The organism is Streptomyces sp. BK340 (assembly GCF_007827595.1).
GTDB lineage: Bacteria > Actinomycetota > Actinomycetes > Streptomycetales > Streptomycetaceae > Streptomyces.
Genome location: NZ_VISR01000002.1, coordinates 654,169 through 671,281, shown reverse-complemented (window position 1 = coordinate 671,281; position 17,113 = coordinate 654,169). Strand labels below are relative to the sequence as shown.

13 protein-coding genes are annotated in these 17,113 nt (G+C 72.1%); 2 read left to right on the top strand and 11 right to left on the bottom strand.

Annotation, left to right across the window (positions count from 1 at the left end; genetic code table 11):
* Positions 1-357: 357 nt before the first annotated feature.
* Complete coding sequence (locus FB157_RS06370; RefSeq protein ID WP_145876743.1) at positions 358-1,365, bottom strand: stage II sporulation protein M; 1,008 nt, start codon at positions 1,363-1,365, stop codon at positions 358-360.
* A 144-nt stretch (positions 1,366-1,509) separates the two neighbouring features.
* Here FB157_RS06370 and FB157_RS06365 point away from each other — a divergent pair, with 144 nt between their 5' ends.
* The gene (locus FB157_RS06365) at positions 1,510-2,526 is read left to right on the top strand and encodes an RDD family protein (RefSeq protein ID WP_145876740.1); all 1,017 of its coding nucleotides are present in this window, start codon (positions 1,510-1,512) and stop codon (positions 2,524-2,526) included.
* A gap of 31 nt (positions 2,527-2,557) precedes the next feature.
* Here the strand turns inward: FB157_RS06365 and FB157_RS06360 are convergent, their stop codons facing one another.
* The 8 genes from FB157_RS06360 to FB157_RS06325 all read right to left on the bottom strand — a co-directional run bounded on the left by FB157_RS06360 (position 2,558) and on the right by FB157_RS06325 (position 11,101).
* Positions 2,558-3,172 (bottom strand): hypothetical protein, encoded by a 615-nt coding sequence (locus tag FB157_RS06360; protein WP_145876739.1) that lies wholly within the window; start codon positions 3,170-3,172, stop codon positions 2,558-2,560.
* 109 nt (positions 3,173-3,281) lie between these two features.
* Positions 3,282-4,739, bottom strand: a complete 1,458-nt coding sequence (gene ahcY, locus FB157_RS06355; protein ID WP_145876737.1) for an adenosylhomocysteinase — start codon at positions 4,737-4,739, stop codon at positions 3,282-3,284.
* 473 nt (positions 4,740-5,212) lie between these two features.
* The gene (locus tag FB157_RS06350) at positions 5,213-6,193 is read right to left on the bottom strand and encodes a cation diffusion facilitator family transporter (protein ID WP_145876735.1); all 981 of its coding nucleotides are present in this window, start codon (positions 6,191-6,193) and stop codon (positions 5,213-5,215) included.
* 132 nt (positions 6,194-6,325) lie between these two features.
* Complete coding sequence (gene manA / locus FB157_RS06345; protein ID WP_145876733.1) at positions 6,326-7,477, bottom strand: mannose-6-phosphate isomerase, class I; 1,152 nt, start codon at positions 7,475-7,477, stop codon at positions 6,326-6,328.
* A 95-nt stretch (positions 7,478-7,572) separates the two neighbouring features.
* Positions 7,573-8,700 carry an SIS domain-containing protein gene (locus FB157_RS06340; protein WP_145876732.1) on the bottom strand — a complete coding sequence of 376 codons (1,128 nt, stop codon included), beginning with the start codon at positions 8,698-8,700 and terminating at the stop codon, positions 7,573-7,575.
* An 86-nt stretch (positions 8,701-8,786) separates the two neighbouring features.
* Positions 8,787-8,957 carry a Trm112 family protein gene (locus FB157_RS06335; protein ID WP_007382472.1) on the bottom strand — a complete coding sequence of 57 codons (171 nt, stop codon included), beginning with the start codon at positions 8,955-8,957 and terminating at the stop codon, positions 8,787-8,789.
* 195 nt (positions 8,958-9,152) lie between these two features.
* A complete protein-coding gene (locus FB157_RS06330) occupies positions 9,153-10,517 on the bottom strand; it encodes a phosphomannomutase/phosphoglucomutase (protein WP_145876730.1) in 1,365 nt (454 codons plus the stop codon).
* A 161-nt stretch (positions 10,518-10,678) separates the two neighbouring features.
* The gene (locus FB157_RS06325; protein WP_145876728.1) at positions 10,679-11,101 is read right to left on the bottom strand and encodes a DUF3499 domain-containing protein; all 423 of its coding nucleotides are present in this window, start codon (positions 11,099-11,101) and stop codon (positions 10,679-10,681) included.
* 305 nt (positions 11,102-11,406) lie between these two features.
* Between FB157_RS06325 and FB157_RS06320 the strand changes: the two genes are divergently transcribed.
* On the top strand, positions 11,407-11,859 hold the full coding sequence (locus FB157_RS06320; RefSeq protein ID WP_145876854.1) for a metallopeptidase family protein: 453 nt from the start codon (positions 11,407-11,409) through the stop codon (positions 11,857-11,859).
* 69 nt (positions 11,860-11,928) lie between these two features.
* On the opposite strand, the gene FB157_RS06315 is transcribed toward FB157_RS06320, so the two are convergent.
* Together FB157_RS06315 and FB157_RS06310 are read right to left on the bottom strand one after the other, a co-directional pair.
* Positions 11,929-13,440, bottom strand: coding sequence for a DUF5719 family protein (locus tag FB157_RS06315; RefSeq protein WP_145876726.1), 1,512 nt, complete (start codon positions 13,438-13,440; stop codon positions 11,929-11,931).
* Positions 13,437-17,060 carry a glycosyltransferase gene (locus FB157_RS06310; protein ID WP_145876724.1) on the bottom strand — a complete coding sequence of 1,208 codons (3,624 nt, stop codon included), beginning with the start codon at positions 17,058-17,060 and terminating at the stop codon, positions 13,437-13,439. Before FB157_RS06310 ends, FB157_RS06315 begins: the two co-directional genes overlap by 4 nt.
* Between the last annotated feature and the right edge of the window lie 53 nt (positions 17,061-17,113).

Sequence of the window (17,113 nt, the reverse complement as noted above, 5' to 3'; positions counted from 1 at the left end):
CCTCTCGGGCTTTCCTCCGGGCTTCTCTTCGGTGTTTCCGACTCTATCAGATCTTTTCTCGATCCGATTTCCTCGGTGCTTTCCAGGTTCTCGCTTTCGCGTTTCCCTTTCCGGCGGTTCCGACTTTATCAGAAGTTTTTGGCCGGTCTGACCGGCCGCTCATTTCTGAGTAGTAAGTCGAGGATGCTTCTCAGGGTCACAGTCGCGACGCCTTTGGAAGCACATAGATTCTAAACGATCAGCCCTGAGCTTGTCCAGCTCTAGGCAACTCATTGAATCTACCTCCCCACTCCACCCGTGTCAACAGGTTTTGCGGGGCGAAGAGGAGACTAGCAGCTCACAGGCCCCGGACGCACATCAGGCGGCCGTCGGGAGGGTCGTGCTGCGTTCGGCCTCTTCGAGGTCGCCCGTCTCACCGGCGCGTACCGCGCGGCCGCCCAGGACGTAGACGTACGCCAGGAACGCCACCTCGGCCGCGATCCCGATGCCGATTCGGGCCCAGGTGGGCAGGCCGGACGGGGTTACAAAGCCTTCGATGGCACCGGAGACGAACAGGACCAGTGCGAGGCCTATCGCCATCCCCACGGCTGCCCGGCCCTCCTCGGCCAGCGCGGTGCGGCGGCTTCGGGGGCCCGGGTCGATGACGGTCCAGCCCAGGCGCAGGCCGGTGCCCGCGGCGACGAAGACCGCGGTCAGTTCGAGCAGGCCGTGCGGGAGGATCAGGCCCAGGAAGGTGTCGAGGCGGCCGGCGGAGGACATCAGGCCGATGCCGACGCCCAGGTTGAGCATGTTCTCGAAAAGGATCCAGAGCACGGGCAGACCGAGGAAGACGCCCAGGACCAGGCACATCGCGGCGGCCCGGGCGTTGTTCGTCCACACCTGCGCGGCGAAGGAGGCCGCGGGGTGGCTCGAGTAATAGGTCTCGTACTCGCCGCCGGGGCGGGTCAGCTCGCGCAGCTGGCTGGGAGCCGCGATGGTCGACTGCACCTCGGGGTGGGTGCCTATCCACCAGCCCAGGAGGATCGCGATGGCGGTGGAGACGAGCGCGGTGGGCACCCACCAGTGGCGTGCCCGGTAGACCGCTGCGGGGAAGCCCTGGCCGAGGAAGCGCGTGACGTCGCGCCATGAGGCGCGGCGGGTTCCGGTGACGGCGCTGCGCGCGCGTGCCACGAGCTGGCTGAGCCGTCCCGTCAGCTGTGGATCGGGAGCGCTGGACTGGATGAGCGACAGGTGGGTGGCGGTGCGCTGGTAGAGAGCGACCAGTTCGTCGGCCTCGGCGCCGTTGAGCCGGCGCTGGCGGCGGAGCAGGGCGTCGAGGCGGTCCCATTCGGCTCGGTGTGCGGAGACGAAGACGTCCAGGTCCATCGGGTCTGCCTGCTCCTCGGCTGGTCGTCCACTGCTCTTGGGTGGAGGCTCGTGATGCTGTCAGCTTGTCCTACTGGGGCGCGATGCGCCCTCAGCTTGGCAGACTTGCGCTTCACGGGGCAGACCAGGGGAAGGACGGCGGGCGTGAGTGAGCTGGTGACCGGCGAGGCGGTGGCGCTGGAACTGCGCCCCGCCAAGCTGCCGAGCAGGGCGTTGGCGGTGCTGCTCGACCTGGTCGTGGCAGTGCTCGTGTACTTGGGCGTGACCTTCGCGCTGGTGGCCGCGACTTCGTCGTTGGACGAGGCGGCCCAGCTCGCGGTGTCGATCGCGACCTTCATGTTGGTGCTGGTCGGCGGTCCGATCGCGGTGGAGACGCTCAGTCATGGGCGCTCGCTCGGGAAGCTGGCGTTCGGGCTGCGGGTGGTGCGGGACGACGGTGGGCCCATCCGGTTCCGGCACGCGCTGGTGCGGGGCTCGATCGGCGTGGTCGAGATCCTGATGACGTTCGGGATCGTGGCCTGTATCGCCTCGCTGGTGTCGGCGCGGGGCCGGCGGCTCGGGGACGTCTTCGCGGGCACCCTGGTCGTGCGCGAGCGGATTCCCGTGGGACGGGCCGGCCTCGTGCCTCCGCCTCCGCCGGAGCTCGCGGGGCGGTTCGCCGAGCTGGACCTGTCGGCCGTGCCGGACGGGCTGTGGCTCGCCGTGCGGCAGTACCTGACGCGGATGCAGCAGCTCGATCCTCAGGTGTCCTGGGACATGGGCCGGCGGCTCGCGGCCGATCTCGCGGCCCGTACCGGGGCTCCGGCACCACAGGGTGTCCACCCGGCCGCCTTCCTGGCGGCTGTGGTCCATGAGAGGCAGGCGCGCGACGCGCGGCAGGCCTTCGGGGGCCCGGCTCCTATGGTGGCCGGGGGTGCGTCCGCCGGCTTCGTGCCCGGCGCGCCCGGTGGTGCTGTGCCCGGTGGCTATGCACCGCCGGTGCCTCAGGCGCCCGTGGCGAACGGATATCAGCAGCAGGCGCCGGTGTGGCCGCAGAATCCCGGTCAGCCCGGCCCGTCCCAGGCTCCGGTCGTACCGCCCGCGTCGACGCAGCGGGGCGAGACCCCGTCCGAGCGGCCGGCCGAGGGTTCCGGTTCCACCGGGTTCGCCCCGCCCGCGTAGCCGGCCTCTCCGCAGGCTCGGCGGCGTCGGCTCAGTCGAATCTCGACGGCGGTGACTGGAGGTCCTCCAGCTCGATTCCGGGCGCGGACAGGACCACGTCCCCGGCGATGTGCACGGTGTGCTGTTCACCCGTGTCCAGGGCTGTGACCTGGTACTCGTCCACGGTCAGGGGGGCGCTGTCAGTGGCGTGTGCTTCGCTGTTCACCAAGGCCCAGGACTGGTCCACGGTGCGGGGGGCGAGGACCGGGTCCGTGAAGGCCACGAGGCGTACGCGGGTGGCGGCGGACGAGGGGGTGAGGCGCAGCAGACGGGCGGTGGCGACGAGGAACGCGGGGGACGTGCCGGTGAAGGCGTGAGCGCGCACATTGCCTTCGGTGGCATGAGTTCCGGTGGGGTCGGTGCGGACCCAGGTGACGCCGTCGAGGGCGGCGCCCCGTACCTGCCAGCCTCCCGCGTGGAGTTCGAGGCGGATGGGGCGGCCGAGGTCGTCCAGGGCCAGGTCGACCGAGCCGCTGTGGTCTCCGGCGGGGGTGGTCAGCTGGGAGACGTAGCGCCAGCCGGACGGGCCGGGGGCGCACTGGAAGTGCTCTTCTGCGAGAGGGGTGTGATCGTGCGGGTCGTGGAGCGAATAGCGGCCGCGGGGCATGGGGGTCCTGGGGCTCGACGGGCGGGTCCGGCCTGAGGCCAAAGGGGCAGGCCCCCGGCACGGGGGTGCGGGGGCCTGCCTCGGAGGAACTGGTTGCGGACCTACGGACTCAGTAGCGGTAGTGGTCCGACTTGTACGGGCCGTCGACCTCCACGCCGATGTAGGCGGCCTGCTCGGGGCGCAGCTGGGTGAGCTTCACGCCGAGCGCGTCCAGGTGGAGACGGGCGACCTTCTCGTCGAGGTGCTTGGGCAGCGTGTAGACGCCGGTCGGGTACTCGTCGGGCTTGGTGAACAGCTCGATCTGGGCCAGGGTCTGGTCCGCGAAGGAGTTGGACATCACGAACGACGGGTGACCGGTGGCGTTGCCCAGGTTCAGCAGGCGGCCCTCGGACAGCACGATGATCTTCTTGCCGTCCGGGAAGGTCCAGGTGTGGACCTGCGGCTTGACCTCGTCCTTGACGATGCCGGGGATCTTGGCGAGGCCGGCCATGTCGATCTCGTTGTCGAAGTGGCCGATGTTGCCGACGATGGCCTGGTGCTTCATCTTGGCCATGTCCGAGGCCATGATGATGTCCTTGTTGCCGGTCGTGGTGATGAAGATGTCGGCCTTGTCGATGACCTCGTCGAGGGTCGTGACCTGGTAGCCGTCCATCGCCGCCTGCAGGGCGCAGATGGGGTCGATCTCGGTGACGATCACCCGGGCGCCCTGGCCGCGCAGGGACTCCGCGCAGCCCTTGCCGACGTCGCCGTAGCCGCAGACGACGGCGGTCTTGCCGCCGATCAGGACGTCGGTGGCACGGTTGATGCCGTCGACCAGGGAGTGGCGGCAGCCGTACTTGTTGTCGAACTTCGACTTGGTGACGGCGTCGTTGACGTTGATCGCCGGGAACAGCAGCACGCCGTCGCGCTGCATCTCGTACAGGCGGTGGACGCCGGTCGTGGTCTCCTCGGTCACGCCGCGGATCTCGGAGGCCAGCTGGGTCCACTTCTGCGAACCGTCCGTGATGGTGCGGTGCAGGAGGTCGAGGATGACGCGGTGCTCGTCGGACTCGGCGGTCTCCAGGCCGGGGACCTTGCCGTCCTTCTCGTACTCGACGCCCTTGTGGACGAGGAGGGTGGCGTCACCGCCGTCGTCCAGGATCATGTTCGGGCCGCCGGTGGGGCTGTCCGGCCAGGTCAGCGCCTGCTCGGTGCACCACCAGTACTCCTCCAGGGTCTCGCCCTTCCAGGCGAAGACCGGGATGCCCTGCGGGTTGTCGGGCGTGCCGTTCGGGCCGACGGCGATGGCGGCGGCCGCGTGGTCCTGGGTGGAGAAGATGTTGCAGGACGCCCAGCGGACCTGCGCGCCCAGGGCGACGAGGGTCTCGATGAGCACGGCGGTCTGCACGGTCATGTGCAGGGAGCCGGTGACACGGGCGCCGGCGAGGGGCTGCGCCTCGGCGTACTCCTTGCGGATCGCCATGAGGCCAGGCATCTCGTGCTCGGCGAGGGTGATCTCCTTGCGGCCGAACTCGGCCAGGGAGAGGTCTGCGACCTTGAAGTCCTGTCGGCTGTCGACAGTCGTCATTGCGAGCTGCTCCTCGGGGTTGGGGCGAGGTGGGTACGGCTGGTCTGCGCGGCGGCGGACACAGGTGTGCCCGTGAAAGAGGCACAGGCATGCCCACGTACGCGCAGCGCAGTCCGTCGGAGGCCCTCTCTCCCTCGGTCGGTCCGCAGGGGGACCGCCCGACCGCCATCAGCAGCGACGTCTGGCTCCGTCCCAAGCTACACCGGAGGTCCGGGTCGTCCCCAGTCCGCATGCGAACAGTTCAGGTCGTTCCGGGGACGTGGCCGGGGGCCGGAGCGGGGTTTCGCGGGCGGGCGGGCAGGTGGCGAAAGAGCGTGGGCGGAAGGTCTCAGAGGGGTATGACCTGGGGCTTTCGCACCTTTGAGCCGAGGGTTGGGTGCTCGCCCCGCCAGGTCCGCACCAGCTTCTGCCCTGGCCGGGGAAGAATTACCGCGCTCCGAGTCCACGGCGAGCGGGACTCGGGGGCAGGACCCTCAGTGACCGACCGGGTGCGGGGTCGGCCCGCCGGGGGTCGCCGCCGGGTCCGCGCCCTTGGCGGCCTCGGCCTCGCTGTAGATGTCCGGCTCCAGGTAGATGACCCGGGCGATGGGGACGGCGGCGCGGATGCGGGCCTCGGCCGCGTTGATGGCCTTCGCGACCTCGGCGGCGGTGTCGTCGTGCTGGACGGCGATCTTGGCTGCGATCAGCAGCTCCTCGGGGCCGAGGTGCAGCGTGCGCATGTGGATGATGCCGGTGACGGTGTCGCCGTCGACGATCGCGGCCTCGATCTTCTTGACCTCGTCGATGCCCGCGGCCTCGCCGAGCAGCAGCGACTTGGTCTCGGCGGCCAGGACCAGGGCGATCAGGACGAGCAGGACACCGATGCAGACGGTGCCGATGCCGTCCCAGACGCCGTTGCCGGTGAGCAGGGCGAGGCCGACGCCACCGAGGGCGAGGACCAGACCGATGAGCGCTCCGAAGTCCTCCAGCAGGACCACGGGCAGCTCGGGCGCCTTGGCACGGCGGATGAACTGCGACCAGGAGAGCTTGCCCCGCAGTTCGTTCGACTCCTTTATGGCCGTACGGAACGAGAAGCCCTCGGCAATGATCGCGAACACGAGGACGCCCACCGGCCAGTACCAGTGCTCGACCTCGTGCGGGTGCAGGATCTTCTCGTAGCCCTCGTAGATGGCGAACATGCCGCCGACGGAGAACAGGACGATCGAGACGAGGAAGGCGTAGATGTACCGCTCGCGGCCGTAGCCGAAGGGGTGCTGCGGGGTCGCCTCGCGCTGGGCCTTCTTGCCGCCGATCAGGAGCAGGAACTGGTTCCCCGAGTCGGCGAGCGAGTGGACGCCTTCGGCGAGCATCGACGAGGAGCCACTGAACGCGAACGCCACGAACTTCGATGCCGCGATCGCGAGGTTGGCGCCGAGTGCCGCCACGATCGCCCTGGTACCGCCTGACGCGCTCATGTGTCCGCGTTGTCCCTTCGCCCTCGTCCGTCCACGCCGTCCGGGCGTGTACCCGGCTTTGCCCGTGCTTTGCCGGTGGGTCATTCTTGCAGCCCGCCCGGGCGGGGACGCCTCAGGTGTCCACAGCCTTGGTCATACGATCACAGTGGCGCGGAAGACCGTGCCCGCGCCGGACACCTCGGCTTTCTCGTCGGCGGGGACGAAGACCGACTGGCCGGGGGCCAGTTCGTGTTCGCCCGCCCGGACGCGACCGGCCGTGCAGAGCAGGATCTGCGGGGTGTTCAGGGTGAGGTCGTGGGTGGTGCCGCCCTCGGGGAGCACGTACCGGGAGAGCCGGAACTCGTCGATCGGCGTCTCGTAGACCTCCTCGCCGTCCGGGGAGGCCTCGGGGCGCAGCACGCCCGGATCGCCGGCCTCGAAGCGGACGACGCGCAGGAGTTCGGGGACGTCGACGTGCTTGGGGGTCAGGCCGCAGCGCAGGACGTTGTCGGAGGTCGCCATGGCCTCGACGCCGAGGCCGTTGAGGTAGGCGTGCGGGATTCCGGCGCCGAGGAACAGGGCCTCGCCGGGCTGCAGGCGGACGTAGTTGAGCAGCATCGCCGCGATGACGCCGGGGTCGCCCGGGTAGTGGTGGGCGATGTCGGCGTAGGGCGCGTAGTCGCCGCCGAGACGGGTGCAGGCGGCGGTGGCCTCGGCGACCGTGTGGGCCATCTCCTCCGGGTCTGCGCTGAGGATCGCCGTGAGGACCTCGCGCAGGGCCGCCTCCTCCGGGTGGGCGTGCAGCAGGTCGACGTACGGCTTGAGCGAGTCGACGCCGAGACCGTCGAGCAGCTCGGCCGTCCGGACCGGGTCACGGAAGCCGCACAGGCCGTCGAACTCGGTCAGCGCGCAGATCATTTCCGGCTTGTGGTTGGCGTCCCGGTAGTTGCGGTTCGGGGCGTCGACGGGGATGCCGCGCCGCTCCTCGTCTGCGTAGCCCTCCTTGGCCTGTGCCAGATCGGGGTGCACCTGGAGGGAGAGGGGGGCGCCGGCGGCGAGGATCTTGAACAGGAAGGGCAGATGGGGGCCGAACTTGGCGACCGTCTCCGCTCCGAGTTCCTTCTCCGGGTCGGCGGCGATGACCTCGACGAGCGTCCCGCGCTCGGTGCGCGAGGGAGCACCCGGGTGCGCTCCCATCCACATCTCCGCCTGCGGTTCGCCGGTCGGCTCCACGCCGAGCAGGTGCGGGATGGCGGTGGTGGAACCCCAGGCGTAGGGGCGGACGGTGTTGTCGAGGCGGTCCATGTGGTTTCTCTGTCTCCGTTGCATACGCTGCTCGGCCGGCGCCGTCGCCGGTCCCGCCCCGGTGGTGGGCGCGGGCCGGACGGCCTGGAGCAAGATCAGGCCCCGGAAGCGAGCGCCAGGTAAACGGCGGCGAAATCCGTGATGGCGATCAGTTCCGCGAGGGTCTCCAGATCGCCGCCCTCCTCCGGTTCCAGCTCGCTGATCGGTGTGTCGTGGCTGAGGGCCAGGTCGCGGGCGCCGGGAGCGGCGGTGAGGCCACCGCTCGGGCGGTCGCGGAGCAGCACCACGTGCGCGTGCAGCGCGGGCGTCTCCTCCACGCGGTCGCGGAAGAAGTCCTCGGGGTCGGCGCTGGCCGCGAGGGGACCGGCCAGCAGGGCGCTGTGCGCGGCGAGCGCCTCGGGGAGCTCGGCGACCAGGGCGGGGCGGCCGGCCAGCTCGGCGAGGGCGGCGGAGAACCGGCGGCCCGCGGGCCCGGCCGAGCTGCCCTCCGTCCAGATGACGGGCAGCGCGTCGGCGAGCTCGGCGGCCAGGGTCTTGGCCGGGTTGCTGTAGGTCGCGATGGCCGGGCCGCAGCGTTCGGCGATGTGGTCCAGGCGGTCGGCGATCTTCTCCAGGGCGTCCGGCCCGGCGGTGAGCAGGCCGACGCGGTCGAGGAGAGCCAGCAGCGGGGTGAGCAGGGCCCAGAAGACGCCCGGGGACGACGCGGCGAGGGGTTCTTCCTGGTCGTACGGCGTTGTCGCCATCGGTACGAACAGGCCGTGCGCGCCGGCCGTCGCCTCGGCGAGCGGGGTGCCGGCGGGGGCCACGGCGACGACAGTGGCCCCGCGGCGGTAGGCCTGCTCGGCGAGCATGGAGAGGCTGGGTTCGGTGCCGTCCGGGGTGGCGATCAGCAGCAGGTCCACGGAGCCGGCCCAGCCCGGTAGCTCCCAGCGCAGGGCGCCGGCGGCCGGGGCGACGCCGGTCGGGGCCAATCGGGTGACGGGGCTGCCGGGGCCGGCGAGGCTGCTGATGAAGTCGGCCGTGTGGGTGGCGGCTGCTCCGGGGCCCGCGATCAGGACGGCGCGGGGCCGGCCGTCGGGCTTGAGGTCGCGGAGGCCGGCCTCGATGGCGTGCCGGGCCGCGGTGCGCACGCGGGCGCCGGCCTCCGCCGCGCCGCGGAGGAGGCCTCGTCGGTCGGCCTCGGCGAGGCCCTCCGGGGCGTCGAGCAGCGATTCGTCGAGCATGGGCGGCAGCCTCCGATCGCCGGGGGTCCGGTGCAGGGGGTCGAGCGCGGGGGTGGGCGCCTCGCCGTTGCGGGGCGGTGGGCCTCTTACGCGGGGCGGCGGGCCTCGTCGACGAGCAGGACCGGGATGCCGTCGCGGACGGGATACGCCAGACCGCAGTCCTGGCCGGTGCAGATCAGCTCGGTGTCCTGCTCCTTGAGGGGGGCGTGGCAGGCCGGGCAGGCGAGGATCTCCAGGAGGCCGGCTTCGAGCGGCATGGGGTTTCCCTTCGGGAGTGGACGGCTTTGCCGATGTGCGGTCAGCGTACCGCTGGTGGGTGGGTTGAGCTGGGCTTGCGTGCCGCCCAGGGGGCTCTGCCCCCTGGGCCCATGGATTTTTCCCAGCTGCCCACCCGTCTCGGGCGGCTGGGAAGCGCGGTCCAGGTGGTGCGGCTCGCGTGGCCCGGCAGGGGGTCAGGCCCTGATGATCGCCAGTGCCTCGTCGCGGATCCTGGTCATCGTCGCCTCGTCCTTCGCCTCCGCGTTCAGGCGGAGGAGGGGCTCCGTGTTGGACGGGCGGACGTTGAACCACCAGTCGGCGGCGGAGACCGTGAGGCCGTCGAGGTCGTCGAGGGTGATGCCGGGGCAGCCCTCGTAGGCGGCGCGGATCGCGGCGAGGCGAGCGCCCTGGTCGGCGACCGTGGAGTTGATCTCGCCGGAGCCCGCGTAACGGTCGTACTGGGCGACGAGGGCGGACAGGGGGCCGTCCTGGCCGCCGAGGGCCGCGAGGACGTGCAGGGCCGCCAGCATGCCCGTGTCGGCGTTCCAGAAGTCCTTGAAGTAGTAGTGGGCCGAGTGCTCGCCGCCGAAGATCGCGCCGGAGCGGGCCATCTCGGCCTTGATGAAGGAGTGGCCGACGCGGGTGCGGACCGGGGTGCCGCCGTTCTCCTGCACCACCTCCGGGACCGTGCGGGAGGTGATCAGGTTGTGGATGACCGTGCCCCTGCCGCCGTTGCGGGCCAGCTCTCGGGCGGCGACCAGCGCGGTGATCGCCGACGGGGAGACCGGGTCGCCGTTCTCGTCCACGACGAAGCAGCGGTCGGCGTCGCCGTCGAAGGCGATGCCCAGGTCGGCGCCCTCCTCCGGGACCCGCTTCTGCAGGTCCACGATGTTGGCCGGGTCGAGCGGATTGGCCTCGTGGTTCGGGAAGGTGCCGTCCAGTTCGAAGTACATCGGGACGAGGGTCAGCGGCAGACCGGCGAAGACCGTGGGCACCGTGTGGCCGCCCATGCCGTTGCCGGCGTCGACCACGACCTTCAGGGGGCGGATGGCGGTCAGGTCGACGAGGGAGCGGAGGTACGCCGCGTAATCCTCCAACGTCTCGCGCGTGGTGAGGGTTCCCGGCTCGGCGACCGGTGCGGGGGCGCCCGACTCCAGCCAGCGCTCGGCCAGTTCACGGATCTGCGCGAGACCGGTGTCCTGACCGACGGGGGCGGCGCCCGCGCGGCACATCTTGATCCCGTTGTACTGCGCCGGGTTGTGGGAGGCCGTGAACATCGCGCCCGGGAGGTTCAGCTCACCGGAGGCGTAGTACAGCTGGTCCGTGGAGCACAGGCCGATCTCGGTGACGTCCACGCCGCGGTCCGCCGCGCCGCGCGCGAAGGCACGGGACAGGGCCGGGGACGAGGGGCGCATGTCGTGCCCGACGACGATCGCCGCCGCACCCGTCACCTCGGCGAAGGCGGCACCGAAGAGACCGGCCAGCGTCTCGTCCCACTGGTCCGGGACCACTCCGCGTACGTCGTACGCCTTCACGATCTGCGACAGATCAGCAGCCACGGCCAACCCTCCTGAAAGTCCTATGGGTGACCACAAACTACCCGTCAGGGGTAAGGGGTGGGTGTGTGGACACCAAGTGGACCCCGAGGTGCCTCCGCGCCGTAACGCGGGGCGGGAGGGGTGTGGAGCGGTGCCCGGGGCCGACTGCCGTCGGGCGGGGCTCAGTTGTCCGGGGAACGCAGGACGCGCAGGTGGCCGCGGCGGGCGACCTCCATGGGGTCCGCGGTACGACCGCCGCTGCCCGCCTGGGCCGCGCGCTCCTGGGGGCGGGCCGCCTCGCGCACGGCGTTGGCGAGCGCTTCGAGATCGTCGCCGCTGGGCCGTGCCGGAGCGGAGCCGTCGAGGAGGCGGACGACCTCCCAGCCGCGAGGGGCGGTGAGGCGCTCGGAGTGCTCGGCGCACAGGTCGTAACAGTGGGGTTCGGCGTAGGTGGCGAGCGGGCCGAGGACCGCGGTCGAGTCGGCGTAGACGTACGTCAGCGTCGCGACGGCGGGTCGGCCGCAGGCGGTTCGCGAACAGCGACGTACAGGGCTCACGACGTTGGACGGTACCGCACTCTTGAGCGGGCCGCGACGACTCTCCACCAGGTCACTCCACCGTGTCGTGCTGTGAGACGTCCCACACACCCCTCCGAACACGCCCTTCTGACCTGCGGGGACAGGCCTGTTGGAGGTGTCGGCCGGGAATCCGTCCGGTCATGAGTCGGTACAAACAACGTCAATTGCCTTGAGTCTGGCGGTCTTGGAGGGTTACGGAAACGAGCCAGACCTTGGCCGGAATGGTCATCCTGTGACATGAGGTGTCGATGGCCCGTTGCCGTGCGGTCGGAGGCCGGTTGCCGCGTGGGTGCCGGGCGGGGGGAGCGTCCGGGGACTACGCTTCACCAGTGATGGACAACCGTGTACCGCCCCGCGCCACCGGCCCCGGGCCCCGTCGACGTGATCGCCACGGGCGAGGCATGAGGGGACCTGTCGCGCCGCCGCAGGTGCCGTTGGCGGCCAGCCGCGCCGAGGTGTTCGCGGACCTGGTGCAGGACTCCGTGGAGCGCCTCGAGCGGCGGTGGCCGCAGCTGGCCGACATGGACTTCCTGGTGCTCGAGGTACCCCGGCTGGAGGGCCGGGACACCGAGGCGTGGAGCGACGAGGCCGTGCCGCTGGGCGGGATCATCCCCGCGCGGGACGGGCTGCGGGCCCGGGTCGTGGTGTACCGGCGGCCGGTGGAGATCCGGACCAAGGGGCGGGACGAGCGGGCCGCGCTGGTGCACGAGGTGGTCGTGGAGCAGGTGGCCGAGCTGTTGGGGCTGACTCCGGAGACCGTTGATCCCCGCTACGGGGAGGACTAGCCGGCTCTCCGGTCGCCCGACGCCGTGGCCGGCCGGGGCCGGCTTCGCCCCGGCCCCGCTCCTGACCGGCTACTTCTGCAGTACCGACAAGTCCTCGTCCGCCTCCGGTACCGCCACCAGACCCCGGTCACTCGGAAGCGTCTGGATGGTGAAGCCCGGGATGCCGGATTCCGTGGCCGAGAGGGTTCGGGCGGCGTAGAGGGGGGCGTCGGAGGTGGGTTCCACCGTGAGGGCGTACGTGCCCTTCAGGCCTGAGGGGACGGGGGCCGAAATGTCCTGTGTGGTGCCCGACTTGACCGTGTAGGTCTTCGTCACCGGGGAGCCGCCCTCACTGCCCGCCGAGGCGGTGACCTTGACCGTGACCGTCGCGGTGGGGGCGGTCAGCGAGAGGGTCGAGGACCTGCCGCTGTTGTCCGCCGACGTCGCGCGCGTGCCGACGGGGGCCGTGGCGGGGATGAACGCCGTCTCCTGCTTGGCGCCCTTGCCGCGGATCACGCGCAGTGCCGCCACCACCGGGACCGACTGGTCCGTGGGCGTCAGCACCAGGGAGCCCGCCTCGCCGCGGGTGACGGCGCCGAGGTCGGCCGCGGTGGTCATACCGGACTTGACGTGGAGAGTCTCGTTCCCGGCCGGGGTGATCAGGCCGTCGGGCGAGGCCAGGCGGACCTTCAGGTCCGCGTCGGCGTCGCCGGGCGTGAAGGCGATCAGACGGACGTCGGTGGCGTCCTTCGGGATGCCGGGCAGGACCAGGCTGCCGGCCGGGTCGGCGGCCGCCGCCAGCCAGTCGCCGCCCACCTTGTCGTCCAGGGCCTGTACCGCCGCGCCGACCCGGCCGCTGCGCACGTTGACGTGCACCGTCAGATCGGTCTGCTGTTCGTCGGTGAGGGTGGACAGGAGGATGGGCTTGCTCGAGTGCGGGGGGATCGTGAAGCCGTCCGGCACCGTGGACTTGATCGCACCGCCCTTGCCGTACAGCTCGATGTCGACGACCGCGGCGGAGTCGTCCGGGTTGGTGAGGTGCACGTAGTCGGTGCGGTCGGTGGTCGTGCTGGCGCCCGGGAACCAGAACTCGGTGTCCGGGGCGGTGCAGTTGACGCCCTGGAGGCCGCGGCCGGTGCCCGCGGCGACCTCGGTGGTCTCCTGGACGGTCCAGCCCGGCGCGAACTTCCCGTCGGCGGTGCCGATCAGCGCGGGCGCGTCGGCGCCGGAGGTGTCACCGGTGACCGGTGTGCCGGGTTCCTTCGGGGTGAGGACCGGCTTCTCGGCCTTCTTCTTGGAGGTGTCCTTGCCGGTCTTGGTGCCGCTCGTGCCGTCCGCCGACTGCTCGGTGGCCGCCTGGAGTTCGGCCTTGCCGCCGCTCGCCGCGCCCTTGGTGACGGGTGTGAACGACGTGTACGACGTGTCGGCGATGTCGGAGAGGCTGGGCGCGGGGCACACCAGGCTGGCGCGCTCCACGGGCAGTTCGGCGGCCGCCTTGGCGGTGCTCGCGCCGGACGCGGACGGTGAGTCGAGCGCGGCGAAAGCGGTGACGGCGGCCAGTGCGGTCGTGCCGGCGATCAGGGACAGGGTCGTGCGGTTCACTGCTGGCTCCCGTCGGGGCGCTCACTGCCGGTGCCGTAGGGGTGCTGGGCCTGGTCGTAGCCCTGCTGGTACGCCGTCGGGTCGTACGGCATCTGCCCGTCCGTACCGCCGTAGGCGTAGGGGTCGTACTGGCCGTTCTGGTAGGGGTCGGGCTGGTACGCCTGCTGGTCGTAGCCGCCGGCCGGGTACTGGCCCGCGCCCTGGTACTGGTCGGTGCCGTAGCCGGTGTACTCGGCGCCCTGGTAGGACGCGGCGTCCCAGTCGGCGTAATCCTGCTGGTGCGGGACGGCGGCCGGGACCTCCTCCGGGACGGGAGGCACGCCGGGCTGTTCCTGGTCGGCCGCTTCCTCGGCCTGGGCGCGCAGGCGGCGGGCGCGGCGGCCCTCGCCCGTGGCGGCCTGGGCGGGCAGCGGCTGCTCCTCGGGGAGGTCGTCGTCGATGTCTCGGCGGCGGCCGGGCAGGGCGAGGACCACGAGGACGACGGCGAGCGCACCCTGGGTCCACAGCCACGCGGTGTGGGTGACCGGGGCGTCGTAGGTGACGTCGAGCCTGCCGCCGGTGGAGGGCAGCTGGAAGCCCTGGGCCCAGCCGTCGACCGTGGTGCGGGTGAGCGGCCTGCCGTCCAGGGTGGCCGTCCAGCCGTCGGACGCGGCGTCGGCCAGGCGCAGGACCCGGTTGCCCGAGCCCGAGGGGACGGTGGTGTGGATGTCCACCGGTCCGGCGGCGACCGACTGGGCGGCGCCGGAGCCGCCCGCGGGCACGATGGTGGCGCGGGAGACCTGCTGGTCGACCCGCCACAGGGCGCTGCCGTCCTGCTGGCTGAGCCTGCTCAGGCCGTGCGTGGCGTCCAGGACGCGGGTGACCTCGCGGGGTGCGCCCTTGTGGACGAGGACGTAGCGGACCGCGAAGCCGCCGAGCTGGCCCGCCTGGTCGGCGCCGGAGCCGGCGACGAGGTTGGCGACGACCTTGTCGAGCCTGGTGTTCTCGCCGTCGGCGGCGGCGAGTTCGGCGTCGCCCAGGCGGGCGCCGGAGCCGCGGACGAGGGTGTAGCGCACGCGCGCGGTGGAGTCGCTGTCGAGGATCAGGGTGCGGGCCTGGTCGTCGGTGGTGGCGTCCTCGGCGACGAACGCGGGGACCTGCACCGGGTCGCGGCGCTCCAGCGGGCCGTCGGCGCCGCGGATCATCCAGCCGGAGGCGACCAGGAGCGGGCCCGCGGCCGAGGCGAAGGCGATGAGGGCGGCCACCGGCTGGCGCCAGCCGAAGCTCTGCTCGGCCACGCGCGCGCGTGCCCCGTCGGCACCGAGCGCGGCGGCGGCCAGCAGGGCGATGCCGTAGACGAGGGTGGCGGGTCCGGCCCAGGTGGAGTGGTTGGACAGGACGGCGAAGACGAGGCCGACCAGGGCGACCGCCCAGGCGGTCCGGATGCCCAACTGGCGTTCGGAGCGCAGGAGTGCGGCCAGGGCGGCCAGGACGATGCCGATGAGCATCAGGCCGTGGACGGTGCCGGGGCCGCCGGGGCTCGCGCCGAGCAGGTCCAGCGCGGTGGCGGACGAGGAGCCGTACTCCAGGCCCGCCTCCTTGAAGAAGCCCGTCGGGAGCAGGGTGAGCGACCAGGGGGCGAGGACCAGCAGCGGGGTGCCGAGCTGGGCGACGAAGCGCAGGCCGTGGGCGACGAGGTCGCCGCGACGCACGACCAGCACGCCGAGGCCGAGGAACAGGGCGATGGGCCAGACGATCGGCGTGAACGCGGTGGTGACCGTCAGCAGCAGCGCGTACGCCCAGGTGGCCCGCCAGCTGCCGCGCGCGCCGGAGGCGTGGGCGAGGCCGCTCGCGGCGATGCCGGCGCGTGCGATGAGCGGCAGCAGCACGGCGAGGACGGCGGTGCCGATGCGGCCGCCGGCCAGGGCGCCGGTGGCGGCGGGCAGGAAGGCGTAGGCGATGGCCGCCCAGGCGCGCAGCAGGCGGGAGGTGACGAGGGGCCGGGAGGCGAAGTAGGCGGTGAAGCCGGCCAGCGGCACCGAGCAGATCAGCAGGACGGTGACCGCGAGTCCGGTGGAGCCGAACAGGAGCGACGCGAGCGCCGCCACGACGGCGAGGTAGGGCGGTGCGGACGGGGTGCCGCCGGCGCCGACCGGGTGCCAGCTGTCCGCGAAGCGGGACCAGAGGTCGCCGGCGTCGGCCGGGGCGGGCAGCAGGGCGCCGCCCGCGAGCGCGCCGCCGCCGAGCAGGGCACGGCAGGCGGCGAGGGAGACCAGGAGCAGGGCCAGGAAGAGCACCGGGCCGGGCTTGCGGGCGATCCGCTTGAGCCGGGCGAACTGCTCGATCTCCAGGAATTCGGCGTCGTCGCCGCCGGGACCCGACTCCACGGCGCCGCCGTGCCGGCCGGCCGAGGCGGTGTCGCTGTCGGAGCCGCCGGAGAAGTTGCCGGCGATCTGTTCCACGGTGACGCGGACGGTGGCGCCGGGCGGCGGGAACAGCTGGCGCAGTTCGCCCTTGTCGATCTGGGAGGGCCCGCGGCGGCGGCGTCCGGCGAGGATCCGCTCGGGCCGCAGCAGGGTGCCGAGCAGACCGCGGATCTCGTCGACGGCCTGTCCCGGGACCTTGCCGACGAGGTAGGCGACGGTCCGCAGCAGGGTGCCGAGGACGAGTCGCAGCAGGACCCAGGGCAGCACGGCGGCACGGTTGTTGACGAGGAGCGTGTAGACGGCGCCGGCCTTGTCGACCTTGTGCGGGGAGGCGGCGGTGCGGCCCACGCAGTCGACGGTACGGCGCTCGCGGGAGGCCGCCTCGGCGTGCCGTACGACCCCCTCGGGGGCGATGAGGACGCGGTGGCCGGCCCGGTGGGCGCGCCAGCACAGGTCGACGTCGTCGCGCATCAGGGGCAGCCGGCGGTCGAACCCGCCGAGCTGTTCGAAGACGTCGCGGCGGACGAGCATGCCGGCGGTGGAGACGGACAGCACGTTGCGGACGTGGTCGTGCTGGCCCTGGTCCTGTTCGCGGCGGTCCAGACCGGTCCAGCGGCGGCCGGAGTTGGCGATGGAGACGCCGACCTCCAGCAGTTGCCTGCGGTCGTACCAGCCGCGCAGCTTGGGGCCGACGACCGCCACGTCGTCGCGGCCCAGTTCGATCTCGTTCTCGACGACGCGGAGCAGCTGGGCGAGGGCGTCGGGTTCGGGTGCGCAGTCGTCGTGCAGCAGCCACAGCCACTGGACGGGCTCGCCGTGCGGCAGCTCGGGCATGTCGTAGGCGTCGTCGCGCCACGAGCGGGTGACCGGGTCCCAGCCACTGGGGCGCTTGAGGTACGACAGCTCGTCCGGGCCGAGGACGGGGACGGTGCGGCACGCCTCCTCGACGGCCTGGCCGAAGCCGGTGCGCCGGGCGAGGTGCACCACGCGGTCGTCGCCGAGGGCCTCGGTGACCAGCTGGGCGGAGGAGTCCGCGCTGCCGGTGTCGGCCGCCACCGCGTACTGGACGGGGCGCTCCTGGCCGAGCAGCCCGGCGAGCGCGTCGGGCAGCCAGCGGGCGCCGTCGTGGGAGACGAGGACCGCGGTCACCACATGACGCGGGAACTCAGGAGTGGCGGCCTGCTCTTGGGCTGCCGTATGGCTGTGCACGGACATCGAGGTACGGGCCCCGGTTCGATGGACTGCGGTGGACGCCTGTGCCCACGGGG